Here is a 13,490-nt window from a genome sequence, read left to right on the forward strand (position 1 = left end):
TTCAACCCGCTGTCAACACCTCCTTTTCAGTTTCTTTCGGAGTCATCCGAACGAAACCGGCGACACCTGAAACCAACCTGGCGCCACCCTTCCACCGCATCGATCAAGCCTTGGCCTGACCACCCTCCAGTTACTCAACCCATTGATTTACAAGAGGTTTTTCTTGGATTCCGCTGTGGAAGTGGTGCGCATTATAGGGATACGAAACGGCACGTCAACACTTAAATGAAAAAATCATTCAACCTTCAACGAGATACGCGCAAACGCCTTCTTGCCAGCTTGGCAGACATGCACGGCGCCACGCTTGAAGATGAAGCCGCGATCAACTACCGCGCCGTCTACACGAACACCACCAGAACCGAGCAGATCACGAGCGACAGCAGCGTTCTTCACCAGCCCTGCCTTATTAAGGACAGAAGCAATCGGCATATCCTCTTCTGCTACCAACTCGATTTCCGGAAGATCCTCAGGGAGCTCGCCCTCCTTCATACGGTTGCCCGCAGAACGATGCGCAGACGCCGCAGCCTCTTCCCCATGGAAGCGAGCCACGATCTCTTCCGCCAGCTTGATCTTGATGTCGCGCGGATTTGCACCCTGCTCAATGTCGCGACGGAATTGCTCGATCTCTTCCATGGAGCGGAAGCTGAGCAGCTCGAAGTAGCGCCACATCAGCGCATCAGGAATGGATACCAGCTTGCCATACATCACGCCCGGCGCTTCCTGGATACCCACATAGTTACCCAGAGACTTGGACATCTTCTTCACGCCATCCAGGCCTTCGAGCAGCGGCATGGTGACGATGCACTGGGACTCCTGCCCGTAGGCGCGCTGCAGTTCACGCCCCATCAGCAGATTGAACTTCTGATCGGTGCCCCCCAGCTCGACATCCGCCCGCAGCGCTACCGAGTCATAACCCTGAACCAGCGGATAGAGGAACTCATGGATCGCGATCGGCTGATTGCTGCTGTAGCGCTTGTCGAAGTCATCGCGCTCCAACATGCGCGCCACCGTGTACTGGGACGAAAGGCGAATGAAATCCGCCGGGCTCAGCTGATCCATCCAAGTGGAGTTGAACGCCACTTCAGTCTTCGCAGGATCGAGAATCTTGAACACTTGGCTTTTGTAGGTCTCGGCGTTGTCCAGGACCTGCTCGCGAGTAAGCGGAGGGCGGGTGGCGCTCTTGCCGCTGGGGTCGCCGATCATTCCAGTGAAGTCGCCGATCAGGAAGATCACCTGATGCCCCAGCTCCTGGAACTGGCGCAGCTTATTAATAAGGACGGTATGTCCAAGGTGCAGATCGGGCGCAGTCGGATCGAACCCCGCCTTGATGCGCAGGGGTTGCCCCCGCTTGAGCTTTTCTACCAGCTCGGACTCGACCAGAACCTCTTCTGCGCCGCGCTTGATAAGCGCCAGCTGCTCTTCAACCGACTTCATGAAAGCCCCGTAACCGCTCGACAAACCAAAAGGGAACCAAACATACAAGATCGCTGACTAATTACAAGTTTTGCGCCCGGGTCGGTACCAACCGGCGGAAGGCAGGATCTTGAGGTTGCCTACGCCGTATTTTGGTTATATTTTAGGCAGTTAGTTCACATTCTAAAAACACCACTCGCCATGACGCATATCGTTCCTAAAGCGCCGCGCTACCCGAAAAGCCATTTGCTGGCCGCAAGCGGTGTAGCTGCGCTGCTCAGCCTGGCTTTGCTGGTGTTCCCGTCTCGTGAAGTCGAGGCGAAGAAGACCTACATCAATCTGGAAATGGAGAACGGCTCCGAAGCCCTCATCCAGGAGAAGGACGACCTCCGATCAGACACCGTCAACGGAGAAGAGGGCAGCTCGCCATTCGCATCCATTGAGCGCCCTGCGGACGACCAGAACAGCGCCGACAAAGACGCGGACAAGGACGAAGCCTCAACCGACCTAGCATCCAGCGAACCACCCAAAGAGCCCGGCCTGCACACCGTAACCGTCGGCAACGGCGACACCTTGTCGACCCTGTTCAGCAAGGTCGGCCTGTCCGCTACCGTTCTGCATGACGTGCTCAACAGCAGCAAGGATGCCAAGGACCTCAGCCGTCTGAAGGTCGGCCAGGCGTTCGAGTTCCGCCTCTCTCCCGAAGGCGAGCTGCAGAGCCTGCATTCCAAGCTCAGCGACCTCGAGACCGTGACCTTGTCCAAGACCGACAAGGGCTATGACTTCAAGCGTGACCTGGCCAAACCGGATATCCACCCCGCCTACGCCCGCGGCGTGATCGACAGCTCGCTGTTCCTCTCCGCCAAGCGCGCGGGTCTCTCGCACAACCTGACCATGGACCTGGCGAACATCTTCGACTACGACATCGACTTCGCCCTCGACATCCGGGAAGGGGACGAATTCGAAGTCATCTATGAAGAGAAGTCAGTCAACGGCAAGCAAGTAGGCACCGGCAACATCCTCGCCGCGCGCTTCACCAACCGTGGCAAGACCTACAGCGCCGTTCGCTTTACCAGCAGCCAGGGCATCGCCAGCTACTTCCGCGACGACGGCACCAGCATGCGCAAGGCCTTCATCCGGACACCGGTGGACTTCGCCCGCATCAGCTCCCGCTTCTCCATCGGCCGCCGCCACCCGATCCTCAACAAGATCCGGGCCCATAAAGGTGTCGACTACGCAGCCCCGCGCGGCACGCCTATCAAGGCCACCGGCGACGGCAAGATCGTCCTGGCCGGTCGTCGTGGCGGCTATGGCAACGCGGTGATCATCCAGCACAGCGGCAAGTACCGGACCCTCTACGGCCACATGCAGGGCTTCGCCAAGGGCATCAAGACCGGCGGCACCGTCAAGCAAGGGCAGATCATCGGCTACATCGGCACAACCGGGCTCTCCACCGGTCCCCACCTGCATTACGAATTCCAGGTCAACGGCCAACACGTCGACCCGCTCGGCGTGAAGCTGCCCATGGCCGATCCGCTGGCCAGCGCCGAGAAGAAGCGATTCCTGCAGATGAGCAAACCGCTGATGGCACGCATGGACCAGGAAAAGGCCACCATGCTCGCGCAGAACAAGCGCTGATCCAATGCCGCGCTACCTCGGAGTGATGTCCGGAACCAGCCTGGACGGACTGGACATCGCCCTGATCGACCAAGGCGAGCGCACTCGCCTGATCGCCTCACACTACATCCCCATGCCCGACTCGCTCCGCCAGGAGCTGCTATCGCTCTGCGCGCCCGGCGAGGACGAACTCGCGCGTGCGGCCCTGGCCGAACGGCGCTGGGTAGAACTCGCCGCCTCAGGCATCGACCTGCTGCTTCGCGAAAAGGGCCTCGCGGCCACCGACATCCGCGCCATCGGCAGCCACGGTCAGACCGTGCGCCACGAACCGGTGCGCGGCTTCACCATCCAGATCGGCAACTGCGCCCTGCTGGCCGAGCTCACCGGCATCACCGTGGTCGGTGATTTCCGCCGCCGCGATGTCGCCGCCGGCGGCCAAGGCGCCCCTCTGGTGCCCGCCTTCCATGAAGCGCTCTTCGACGACCGCAATGGCAACCGCGCAGTGCTCAACATCGGTGGATTCAGCAACCTGTCACTGATCGAGCCCGACCAACCGGTGCGCGGCTTCGACTGCGGTCCCGGCAATGTGCTGATGGATGCCTGGATCCAGCTCAACCACGGCCAAGACTACGATCGTGACGGAGCGTGGGCGGCCAGCGGCCAAGCACAACCGTCATTGCTGGACACACTGCTGGAGGACGACTTCTTCAGCACACGCGGCCCGAAAAGCACCGGTCGTGAACTGTTCAACCTGAACTGGCTCCAGGCACACCTCGCCAAACTGCCGCCCCTCAAGCCCGAGGATGTGCAAGCCACCCTCCTCGAACTCAGCGCCCGCAGCATGGTGGATGCGCTCAAGACCGCCCAGGCCGACACCCTCGAACTGCTGGTGTGCGGTGGCGGTGCCCACAACGGCGCCCTGATGCGCCGCCTCGCCGAACTGCTGCCCGGAACCCAGGTCAGCGCCACCGACAGCCGTGGCGTGCCTGCGGACTGGGTCGAAGCCATGGCCTTCGCCTGGCTGGCCCACTGCTGCCTCGAAGGCATCCCCGCCAACCGCCCGAGCGTGACCGGCGCCAGGGGCCTGCGCGTGCTCGGCGCCATCCATCCCGCTTGAAGCAAACCGCACAAACGAAAACGCCGTGCATGAGCACGGCGTTTCTGCATCAGCGAACAGCGATCAGATCGAGAAGGACGAACCGCAACCGCAGGTAGTAGTGGCATTCGGGTTCTTGATCACGAAGCGCGAACCCTCGAGGCCTTCCTGATAGTCCACTTCCGCACCGGCCAGGTACTGGAAGCTCATGGGATCGACGACCAGGCTCACACCGTCGCGCTCGACGATGGTGTCGTCGTCAGCCACGTCTTCATCGAAGGTGAAGCCATACTGGAAGCCCGAACAGCCACCGCCCGTGACGAAGACACGCAGCTTGAGCCGCGGATTGCCTTCCTCATCGATCAGGTTCTTCACCTTGTTTGCCGCTCCATGCGTAAACATCAGGGCTGTGGGGGTGAAGGATTCGACACTCATGCTGTAACTCTCCCGGCTGGACGCCGCCTTACTGCGCTGTGGCCACGCATTATCCGCTTACCCTAGAAAACTGGTCAACTATTAAGCGTCCGTGTTTTCCGGGCTGGCCGGCGCTTCCAGCAGGCGCTGTGCCTCCTTGATGTGCCCGAGGCGCCCCTCTATCTGCGCCCCCATGGCCATCTCCATGAGCCCGTAATAGAGATTGCCGCGAACACGCGCCTTGGCGCCCAGCTCCAGGTGTTCGGAGGCGAACACATCGCCCACCACCTCGCCGTCGATGATCACGTGGGGCGCGCGTATCTCCCCCTCCACCAGCCCTTCGACGCTGACCCTGACCAATCCTTCGCTGGCGTTTAGATTGCCCTTGAGGCGACCGTCCACCTGGACAGCACCCTGGAAGCGCAGATCGCCCTCCAGTTCCGCGCCGATGGCGATGATGCTGGTCTTGCCGCTGAAACGCTGCAGATCAGCCTTGGGTTTCTGTTTGTTGAACATGATCGTCATGACTCCTCGTCGATCCACTCGAATGTGCGCTCCAGCGGTTTCTGCTGGCCGTCCACCTGTGCTCGCACCTTTACCTGACGGGGACTGAAACCTTCGGGCAGCTGCAGCTCGGCGAAACGTCCCGCCTCGGGAATCGCCTGGAAGTGCTTGAAGGAAAAAACGACATCCTGCTGCGCCATCTCGCTGGAAAGTGCAGCCAACTCCAGGCTCGCCTCCTTGCCATCCTGGCGACCGATCACCCGCACCTGCAGCGTGCCCTTGATCGGCTGGTCATCCTTGCCGACCCGGCTGAGCATCAGCCGGAAACGGAAGCGCTGCGGCTGGTCCGTGCCGTGCAATTCGAAGGCGCGGATACGCAGTCCCTCCCGGCGACTGTCCGGCGCCAGCACGCCCCGGTAGAACGCCAGCTCCTGCTGCAGCTTGAAAACCTGCTCCTCCATCATCTTGATGCTCTGGCGGCTCTGCTCGTTGGCCTGGTGACCCAACCGCTCACCGCTTTCCAGCACCGCCTGGCGCTGCTGCAACTGATCGAGCGCACGGGTGCGCTCATCCAGCTGCGCACGCAGGCTGTCGCGTTCGGCCACGGCATCCGCCAGGCCCTCGGCGCGCAGCCAGCCACCCACGAAGAACGCCACCGGCAGCGCCAGCAGCAACACCACTACCAACCAGCGCACCAGCCGCTCGCGGCGCGGGTCACTGATTCGGACCTCCCAGCGCGACATCAGCGAAGCACGGCAGAGGGCGACCGGGGAGACAGAACGCCATCGCGAATGGCTAGCTTGGACATCGACCGCACCCTAAGACCGGAAAGCCGCCGATGATAAAGCCGCATCGGCCAAGGGCCAACCGCCGAGGTGACGCATGACCGCCGGAGCCTCTACTATCGGACCCACCTCACATCAGGGAACATCCGATGCTCTATCTCTGGCTCAAGGCCTTCCACATCATCGCCGTCGTATGCTGGTTCGCCGGCCTCTTCTACCTGCCTCGCCTGTTCGTCTACCACGCCTCGGCCGAAGACACGCCCAGCCGCGAGCGCTTCTGCATCATGGAGCGCAAGCTCTACCGCGGCATCATGCAGCCCTCCATGATCCTCACCCTGCTGATCGGCGCCGGCATGCTCTACCTCAATCCCGCCTGGCTCAAACAGGGCTGGTTGCACGCCAAGCTCACCCTGGTGTTCCTGCTGATCGGCTATCACCACGTCTGCGGTGCCATGCTCAAGCGCTTCGCCCGTGGCGAGAACGGCCGCAGCCACGTGTTCTACCGCTGGTTCAACGAAGTCCCGGTCCTGTTCCTGCTCGCCATCGTCATCCTGGTGGTGATCAAACCCTTCTGACCCCCGACTGCCCCATACGAGGAACGCCCGATGTCACTGCCCGCCCTGCTCGAACAACGCCTGCGCATGCCCGTCGTCGCCGCGCCCATGTTCCTGATCTCCGGTCCGGAGCTGGTCATGGCCTGCAGCAATGCGGGCATCGTCGGCAGCTTTCCCGCGCTCAATCAGCGCGACAGTGCAGGCTTCCGCGCCTGGCTCGACGAGATCGAAGCGGGTCTGCAGGCCGATGCCGCCCCCTTCGCGGTCAACCTCATCGTCCACCACAGCAATCCGCGCCTGCAGGCCGACCTGGCCATCTGCGTCGAGAAGAAGGTCCCCATCGTCATCACCAGCCTGGGCGCGGTAAAAGAAGTAGTCGATGCGGTGCACAGCTACGGCGGCCTGGTGTTCCACGACGTCACCACCCGTCGTCATGCCGAGAAGGCCGCCGAAGCCGGCGTCGACGGCCTGATCGCCGTAGCGGCAGGCGCCGGTGGCCATGCCGGCACCTGGAGCCCCTTCGCCCTGGTCGCCGAAATCCGCCAGTTCTTCGACAAGACGCTGCTCCTGGCCGGCTGCCTCAACCACGGCCACGAGATCCTCGCCGCACAGATGCTCGGTGCCGATCTCGCCTACCTCGGCACCCGCTTCATCGCCACTCGCCAGAGCAACGCCGACAGCCCCTACAAGCAGATGATCCTCGACGCCCGCGCCGCCGACATCGTCCACACCCCGGCCGTCTCCGGCGTCCCGGCCAGCTTCATGCGCCAGAGCCTCGAAGCCGCCGGCTACGACCTCAAGCGCCTGACCGACAAGGCCGACATCAACTACGGCGAGAAGCTCAAGCCCATCAGCGACGAGGCCAAGGCCTGGAAGACCGTCTGGTCAGCCGGCCAGGGCGTGGGCGACATCGACGACCTGCCGACGGTCGCAGAACTGATCACACGCCTCGACCACGAGTACCGTGCCGCCACCCAGCGGGCGAACCGCCTCGGCCAGCGCTGGCCAGGATGAAGCGTCGGCACCTGCTCGGCCTGGGCGCACTCGGAGCGCTCGGGCTGTGGGCCATGCGCCCCGGCGACCAGGGCCGCCCCCATGCGCCCTATTTCGCCAGCCTGCAGAACCTGTTGAAACAGGAAGGCGGCGGCGTGCCGCAACTGGTCATCGACCTCGACCGGCTCGATGCCAACGCCGACCTGCTCGCCCGGCGCCTCGGCAAGCTGCCGTTGCGCCTGGTCGCCAAATCCCTGGCCTCCAACGGGCTGCTCGAGTACCTCGCCAAGCGCCTGGATACACGCCGCTTCATGGTCTTCCACCAACCCCAGATCAACCAGTTGGCACAGGCATTCCCAGATGCCGACCTGCTGCTGGGCAAGCCGCTACCGGTCGCGGCAGCGCTCGCCTTCTACCAGCAACTGGGCAACGGCCAGCCCTTCGACCCATCGCGCCAGCTCACCTGGCTGGTCGATAGCCCGCAACGCCTGGCCCAGTACCTCGAACTGGCCCAGGCCCTGCAAAAACCCATGAATATCGCACTGGAGATCGATATCGGCCTGCAGCGCGGCGGCCACCCGGACACCGCGAGCCTGGCGCAAACCCTGCGATTGCTGGCCGACAACCAGCCGCTGCTGCACCTGCGCGGCCTGATGGGCTACGACGCCCAGGTGGCCCACGCGCCCTTCTGGACCGGCAGCCAGGATGCGTTCGAAACCGCCAATGCCCGCTACACGACGTTCATCGAGGCCGCACGGGGCTTCCCCGCCATCTGGCCCCGGCAGCCCTTGCTCAACGGCGCCGGCAGCCTCACCTATCCCCTGCACGCGAAGGGCACGACGCCGCTGAACGAGGTCGCGGTAGGCTCTGCCCTGCTCAAGCCCGTCGAGTTCGATACGCCCCTGCTGTCCAGCCACCAGAGTGCGATCTGGATCGCCGCTCCGGTGCTCAAGGTACAGAGCGGCGCCCTTCCCTACCTGCAACAGGCACAAGGCGCACTCGAAGCCTGGAACCCCAACCGGCACAACGCCTACTACCTCTATGGCGGTCGCTGGCCGGCGCAACCGGTCTCGCCCGGGGGCCTGTCCTATGACGGCATCTACGGGCGCAGCGCCAACCAGGAGCGCCTGATCGGCTCCGCCGGCACGGCACTCGCCGTGGACAACTGGGTGTTCCTGCGTCCCTTGCTCTGCGAAGGCTTGTTCAATCGCTTCGGCGAACTGCGCCTGCTCCGCCATGGCAAGCTGGTCGGCACCTGGAAGCCGCAACCAGCCGCCTGACCGGCTCCGCTTTTTGTGCGGCAGGCCGCTTGTGCCGCAGGGTACGCCACCATTACGCTGTGCCATCCCCAACCAGCCGCCGACAAGGATGCCCGCATGTCCGATGCCCGCTACAAGATCGTCTTCGAAGGAGAACTGATGCCCGGTGTGGCATTGGAAACCGTGAAGGAGAACCTCGCCAAGCTCTTCAAGAGCGACGCCAGCAAGATCGACAGCCTGTTCGGTGGACGCCCCGTTGCGCTCAAGCGCGACCTCGAGGAAGTCGAAGCGGACAAGTACCTGGCCGCCCTGCAACGTGCCGGCGCCCAGGTGCGCAAGGAACAGGACCTCGCCGCCGGCTTCAGCCTGGTGGAAACCGAGGACCACCCCAATCCGGAGACCCTGGCAGCCGTCGAAGCCGAGCAGGACACCGGAACCATGACCTGCCCCAAATGCGGCCATGAGCAGGCCAAGTCCGTCGAATGCCAGGCCTGCGGCATCATCATCGAGAAGTACCTGGCGCGTCAGGCCCAACTGGCCGAAAGCGCCCCGGCAACCACCCCCGCCGTGGCCGGCACCGCGACCTCGCCCTACGCCACCCCGCAGGCGCAGGTTGGCGAAGCGTTGCCGCAGTACTGCGAGCTGCGCCCATTCGGCATCACCGGCCGTATCGGCCGAGTGCGCTACCTGGCCTGGTCCTTCGTGTTCATGATCGCGCTGCTGGTCGTGCTTGGCGTCGGTGCCGGCATCGGCTTCGCCATCCACCCGATCGTCGGCGGCCTCATCGCCACCGTGCTGGGTATCGCCGCCATCGTCGTCAGCGTGCAGATCAACGTCCAGCGCCTGCACGACATCGGCTGGTCGGGCTGGCTCTACCTGCTGAACTTCGTGCCCATCGTCGGCAGTGTCTTCCCCCTGCTGCTGCTGTTCATCCCCGGCACCACCGGCGCCAACCGCTTCGGCGCACCACCGCCGCCGAACACCAATGCGGTGAAGGTCCTGGCCTGGATGTGGCTGGTCATCCCCGTGGTCTTCGGCATCCTCGCGGCCATCAGCATCCCGGCCTACCAGGATTACGTAGAACGCTCCGAGATGAGCAGCTACGAAGCGCCGGCCGACGGCGAGTACGCGCAACCCACCGAGGAAGGCGAGTACGTCGATCCCGCCGAGTCGGCCGACCCGGCTGAGGCGGAAACACCCGCCGAGCAGGAAGAGTTCGAGTCCAACTGAGCAACCTCCCGGGGCTGACGTTGTCCAACCCGGCCCCGACACGGAGATTCGCGATGCCTCGTTTTGCCCTGATTACCGGCGCCTCCAGCGGCCTAGGCCTCGCCCTGGCGGAAGCCCTGGCTCGCCGGGGCCGCCATCTGATCCTGGTGGCCCGGCAACGCGACGCGCTGGAGAGCATCGCCTACGAACTGACCCAGCGCTTCGGCGTGGAAGTGCTCTACCGCACCTGCGACCTCTCCGAACCCCTGCAACTCTCCGGGCTGCTGCATGAGCTGAACCAGGGCGAGCGGGAAATCGACCTGCTGGTGAACAACGCCGGCATCGGCACGTCCGGCCTCTACGTCGAACAGGACTGGAGCCGCGAACAGGAGCTCATCGAGCTCAACGTCCTCGCCCTCGCCCGTCTCTGCCATGAAATCGGCGGCGCCATGGCCAGCCGTGGCACCGGCCAGATCCTCAACGTCGCCTCGGTCGCCGGCTTCCAGCCTGGCGCCTGGATGAGCAACTACTACGCCAGCAAGGCCTACGTGCTCCACTTCTCCGAAGGGCTGCGCGAAGAACTCAAGGTCCATGGCGTCGGCGTCTCGGTGCTCTGCCCCGGCCCGACCCGCACCGCATTCTTCCGGGGTGCGCGGATGGCCGGCGAGAAGCTCGAAGGCAGCAAGCTGATGATGAGCGCCGAGGAAGTCGCCCTGATCACCGTGAAGGCGCTGGAAAAGAACCGCGCCATCATCATCCCCGGCTGGCGCAACCGCCTGCTGGCGGTGAGCCCGCGCCTGTCGCCGCGCTGGCTGGTCCGGCGCCTGGCCGGGCGGATCAACAAGGCCTACCTCCCGAAATAGAAGAGGCGCCGCGAGGCGCCTTTCTTCAAGTCCAGCCGTGTCAGTCGGCCTTCACGCAACGCCCGTCCGCCCAGGTCCGCAACTTGGCCTGCTCCTCGGCCATCACCACCGACAGCGGCGCCGTACCCAGCAACTGCTGCAGCAGCAGTGCCTGGCTCACGCCGACCTGGGCCGCCTGCGCGGCATAGAGCATCCCCACCACCGCTTGCTCGATCTCGGCGCCGGAAAAACCGTCGCTGGATGCCGCGAGGACCGGCAGATCGAACTGGGCGGGGTCGATGTCGCGGCGGGACAGGTGGATGCGAAAGATCTCGGCCCGCACCTCGGCGCCAGGCAGGTCGACGAAGAACAGCTCGTCGAAGCGCCCCTTGCGCACCAGCTCCGGCGGCAGGCGGTGTATGGCGTTGGCGGTGGCCACCATGAACACCGGCGCCTTGCGCTCCGACATCCAGGTCAGCAGCGTGCCCAACACGCGCTGGCTCACGCCGCCGTCCTGGTCACCGCTGGCCAGCCCCTTCTCCAGTTCGTCCATCCACAGCACGCAGGGCGCCATCTGCTCGGCCAGCTTGAGAGCATCGCGCAGGTTGCGCTCGGTCTCGCCGAAAAACTTGTTGTACAGGCAGGCGAAGTCCAGGCGCAGCAACGGCAGCCCCCAGAGACCGGCCACCGCCTTGGCTGCCAGGCTCTTGCCGCCGCCCTGCACGCCCACCAGCAACATGCCCTTGGGCATGTTGGTCGGCTTGGCTTCCATGAAGGCGCTCTGCCGCTCGCCCAGCCAGCGCTTGAGGTTGGCCAGCCCACCGACGTCGGCGAAGCGCGCGGTGTCGTATTCGAAGCTGAGCACGCCTTCCAGGTCGAGCAGCTGGAACTTGGTCTTGTTCAGCTCAGGCAGGTCCTCCTGGGTGATGGCGCCGTCATCGCAGATCACGTTGCGCGCCAGCGAACGCGCCTCGCCATGGCTGAGCCCGCGCAGGTTCTTCACCACCTGCTGCAGGGTACGGTTGTCGGTGCGCACGCGAGCGCCACGGTTGCGCTCGCTCCAGCGCGTGGCTTCTTCGCGGACGATGGCCAGCAACTCGTCTTCGCTCGGCAACGCCAGGCTGAAGCGCGCGCTGTAGCGCTGCACTTCGGCGGGCAGCTTCATCGCGTGGGAGACCAGCACCAGGGTCGGCTTGTGAATGGCCTCGGCCATGGCGACTTCCTTGAGCAGGCGCACCAGCTTGGGGTTGTCGTCGAAGAAGGGGTGCAGGTCGCACATCACGTAGAGATTGGGCTGCGGGTCGGCCTTGATCAGGCGCAACGCGGCTTCCGCATCGGTGCTCGCGCCATCGCCTACCGGGTCGCCACCGAAACCGAGCCGCTGCAGGCCCTCGGTCACCGCCCAGGTGAACAGGCCGAGCCCGCGTTTGACCGCCAGGGTGGTCAGGGTCTCCAGCACGCGCTGCTCGTCCCAGGACTCGATGACGATGAGCTTGACCTTGGAGTCCAGCACCAGCCCCAGATCGTGGATGTCGTTCTTCACACAGGCTCCTTGTGCAGCCAGGCAGGCTGGCCGGGATAAACACGCGCCGCTAAACTCGGGGGCTTCTTATAACAGGCCGGAGAATGTCCGTGGACTGTCTGTTCTGCAAAATCGTCGCTGGGGACATCCCCGCGCGCAAGCTCTATGAAGACGATCACGTGATCGCCTTCCACGACATCGCCCCCCAGGCTCCGGTGCACTTCCTGGTCATCCCCAGGAAGCACATCGCCACCCTCAACGACCTCACCGAGGACGACAAGGCGCTGACCGGGCATATCGTCCATACCGCCCAGCGCCTGGCGAAGGAACAGGGCTGCGACGAAGGCTTCCGCGTGGTGATGAACTGCAACGAGCTGGGTGGCCAGACCGTCTACCACATCCACATGCACGTGCTCGGTCAGCGCCAGCTGCACTGGCCGCCGGGCTGATGCGCCGCACGCTACTCCTCGCCCTCTCGCTGCTACCGCTCGCCGCCCTGGCCCAACAGGCCGGCGAGCGCCTGCGTGATGCACTGCCGGACGGCGCCCAGGGCCCCGAGCTGGTGGTGGTCCCTGCGGGCGAATTCCTCATGGGCGATACCACCGGGCGCGGCAACGACAACGAGCGCCCGCCACACCCCGTGGTCATCGAGAAACCCTTCGCAATCGGTCGCCTCGAGCTGACCTTCGACGACTGGCAGCGCTACGCGAGCGCGACCGGCAAGCCGATGCCCGATAACGAAGGCTGGGGCCTTTCCGGGCAGCGCCCGGTGATCCACGTGAACTGGTTCGACGCCCGCGCCTACTGCGACTGGCTCAGCAAGGCCACGGGCCAGCGCTACCGGCTGCCCACCGAGGCGGAATGGGAATATGCCGCGCGGGCCGGCAGCCGTGGCTACTACTGGTGGGGCGACGAACTGGACAGCAGCGAGAGCGCACCACGCGCCCATTGCCGAGGCTGCGGCACGCCCAATGCGATCCGCGGCAAGACCGCGCAGGTGGGCCAGTACCCAGCCAACGCCTTCGGGCTGCACGACACCGCCGGCAACGTCTGGGAATGGACCGCTTCGCGCTTCGTCGCCCCCTTCGACGGCAGCGAGACGCAGGCTGCGGCGCTGCTCGACCGCAGCCCGCGCGTGGTGCGGGGTGGCGCCTGGAACAGCGGACCGGCCTACCTGCGAACCAGCCTGCGTGATCTCAAGCAGCCGGGGCACGACGACTACGCCCTGGGCTTCCGGGTGCTGCGCGAGCTGCAGTGATCCCGGTCAAACCCGGGCAGTTCC

General features: G+C 64.5%; 14 protein-coding genes. 9 read left to right on the forward strand and 5 right to left on the reverse strand.

Annotation, left to right across the window (positions count from 1 at the left end):
- Positions 1-234: 234 nt before the first annotated feature.
- Positions 235-1,434 carry a tyrosine--tRNA ligase gene (tyrS, locus tag DMX10_RS17270; protein WP_111262223.1) on the reverse strand — a complete coding sequence of 400 codons (1,200 nt, stop codon included), beginning with the start codon at positions 1,432-1,434 and terminating at the stop codon, positions 235-237.
- A gap of 180 nt (positions 1,435-1,614) precedes the next feature.
- Between tyrS and DMX10_RS17275 the strand changes: the two genes are divergently transcribed.
- Together DMX10_RS17275 and DMX10_RS17280 are read left to right on the forward strand one after the other, a co-directional pair.
- Complete coding sequence (locus DMX10_RS17275; RefSeq protein WP_111262224.1) at positions 1,615-3,051, forward strand: peptidoglycan DD-metalloendopeptidase family protein; 1,437 nt, start codon at positions 1,615-1,617, stop codon at positions 3,049-3,051.
- Between the two features lie 4 nt (positions 3,052-3,055).
- A complete protein-coding gene (locus tag DMX10_RS17280) occupies positions 3,056-4,147 on the forward strand; it encodes an anhydro-N-acetylmuramic acid kinase (protein ID WP_111262225.1) in 1,092 nt (363 codons plus the stop codon).
- 63 nt (positions 4,148-4,210) lie between these two features.
- Here the strand turns inward: DMX10_RS17280 and erpA are convergent, their stop codons facing one another.
- The 3 genes from erpA to DMX10_RS17295 form a co-directional block, all read right to left on the reverse strand.
- Positions 4,211-4,561, reverse strand: coding sequence for an iron-sulfur cluster insertion protein ErpA (gene erpA / locus DMX10_RS17285; RefSeq protein WP_111262226.1), 351 nt, complete (start codon positions 4,559-4,561; stop codon positions 4,211-4,213).
- A gap of 81 nt (positions 4,562-4,642) precedes the next feature.
- A complete protein-coding gene (locus DMX10_RS17290; protein ID WP_111262278.1) occupies positions 4,643-5,056 on the reverse strand; it encodes a polymer-forming cytoskeletal protein in 414 nt (137 codons plus the stop codon).
- A gap of 5 nt (positions 5,057-5,061) precedes the next feature.
- Positions 5,062-5,787 carry a DUF6776 family protein gene (locus DMX10_RS17295; protein ID WP_236206249.1) on the reverse strand — a complete coding sequence of 242 codons (726 nt, stop codon included), beginning with the start codon at positions 5,785-5,787 and terminating at the stop codon, positions 5,062-5,064.
- A gap of 191 nt (positions 5,788-5,978) precedes the next feature.
- Here DMX10_RS17295 and hemJ point away from each other — a divergent pair, with 191 nt between their 5' ends.
- The 5 genes from hemJ to DMX10_RS17320 all read left to right on the forward strand — a co-directional run bounded on the left by hemJ (position 5,979) and on the right by DMX10_RS17320 (position 10,707).
- On the forward strand, positions 5,979-6,404 hold the full coding sequence (hemJ, locus tag DMX10_RS17300; protein ID WP_111262227.1) for a protoporphyrinogen oxidase HemJ: 426 nt from the start codon (positions 5,979-5,981) through the stop codon (positions 6,402-6,404).
- A 30-nt stretch (positions 6,405-6,434) separates the two neighbouring features.
- Complete coding sequence (locus tag DMX10_RS17305) at positions 6,435-7,397, forward strand: nitronate monooxygenase family protein (protein WP_111262228.1); 963 nt, start codon at positions 6,435-6,437, stop codon at positions 7,395-7,397.
- Positions 7,394-8,656, forward strand: coding sequence for an alanine racemase (locus tag DMX10_RS17310; RefSeq protein WP_111262229.1), 1,263 nt, complete (start codon positions 7,394-7,396; stop codon positions 8,654-8,656). The genes DMX10_RS17305 and DMX10_RS17310 overlap by 4 nt, the downstream gene beginning before the upstream one ends.
- A gap of 96 nt (positions 8,657-8,752) precedes the next feature.
- Positions 8,753-9,865, forward strand: a complete 1,113-nt coding sequence (locus tag DMX10_RS17315; protein ID WP_111262230.1) for a DUF805 domain-containing protein — start codon at positions 8,753-8,755, stop codon at positions 9,863-9,865.
- 53 nt (positions 9,866-9,918) lie between these two features.
- Positions 9,919-10,707, forward strand: a complete 789-nt coding sequence (locus DMX10_RS17320; RefSeq protein ID WP_111262231.1) for an SDR family oxidoreductase — start codon at positions 9,919-9,921, stop codon at positions 10,705-10,707.
- Positions 10,708-10,747: 40 nt separating this feature from the next.
- On the opposite strand, the gene DMX10_RS17325 is transcribed toward DMX10_RS17320, so the two are convergent.
- A complete protein-coding gene (locus DMX10_RS17325) occupies positions 10,748-12,229 on the reverse strand; it encodes an AAA family ATPase (RefSeq protein WP_111262232.1) in 1,482 nt (493 codons plus the stop codon).
- An 89-nt stretch (positions 12,230-12,318) separates the two neighbouring features.
- Here DMX10_RS17325 and DMX10_RS17330 point away from each other — a divergent pair, with 89 nt between their 5' ends.
- Positions 12,319-12,657 carry a histidine triad nucleotide-binding protein gene (locus DMX10_RS17330; protein ID WP_111262280.1) on the forward strand — a complete coding sequence of 113 codons (339 nt, stop codon included), beginning with the start codon at positions 12,319-12,321 and terminating at the stop codon, positions 12,655-12,657.
- Positions 12,657-13,466: a formylglycine-generating enzyme family protein gene (locus tag DMX10_RS17335; RefSeq protein ID WP_111262233.1), complete on the forward strand. Its 810-nt coding sequence runs from the start codon at positions 12,657-12,659 to the stop codon at positions 13,464-13,466. Before DMX10_RS17330 ends, DMX10_RS17335 begins: the two co-directional genes overlap by 1 nt.
- Positions 13,467-13,490: the final 24 nt, after the last annotated feature.

This window comes from Pseudomonas sp. 57B-090624 (assembly GCF_003234055.1).
Classification (GTDB): Bacteria; Pseudomonadota; Gammaproteobacteria; order Pseudomonadales; family Pseudomonadaceae; genus Metapseudomonas; species Metapseudomonas tohonis.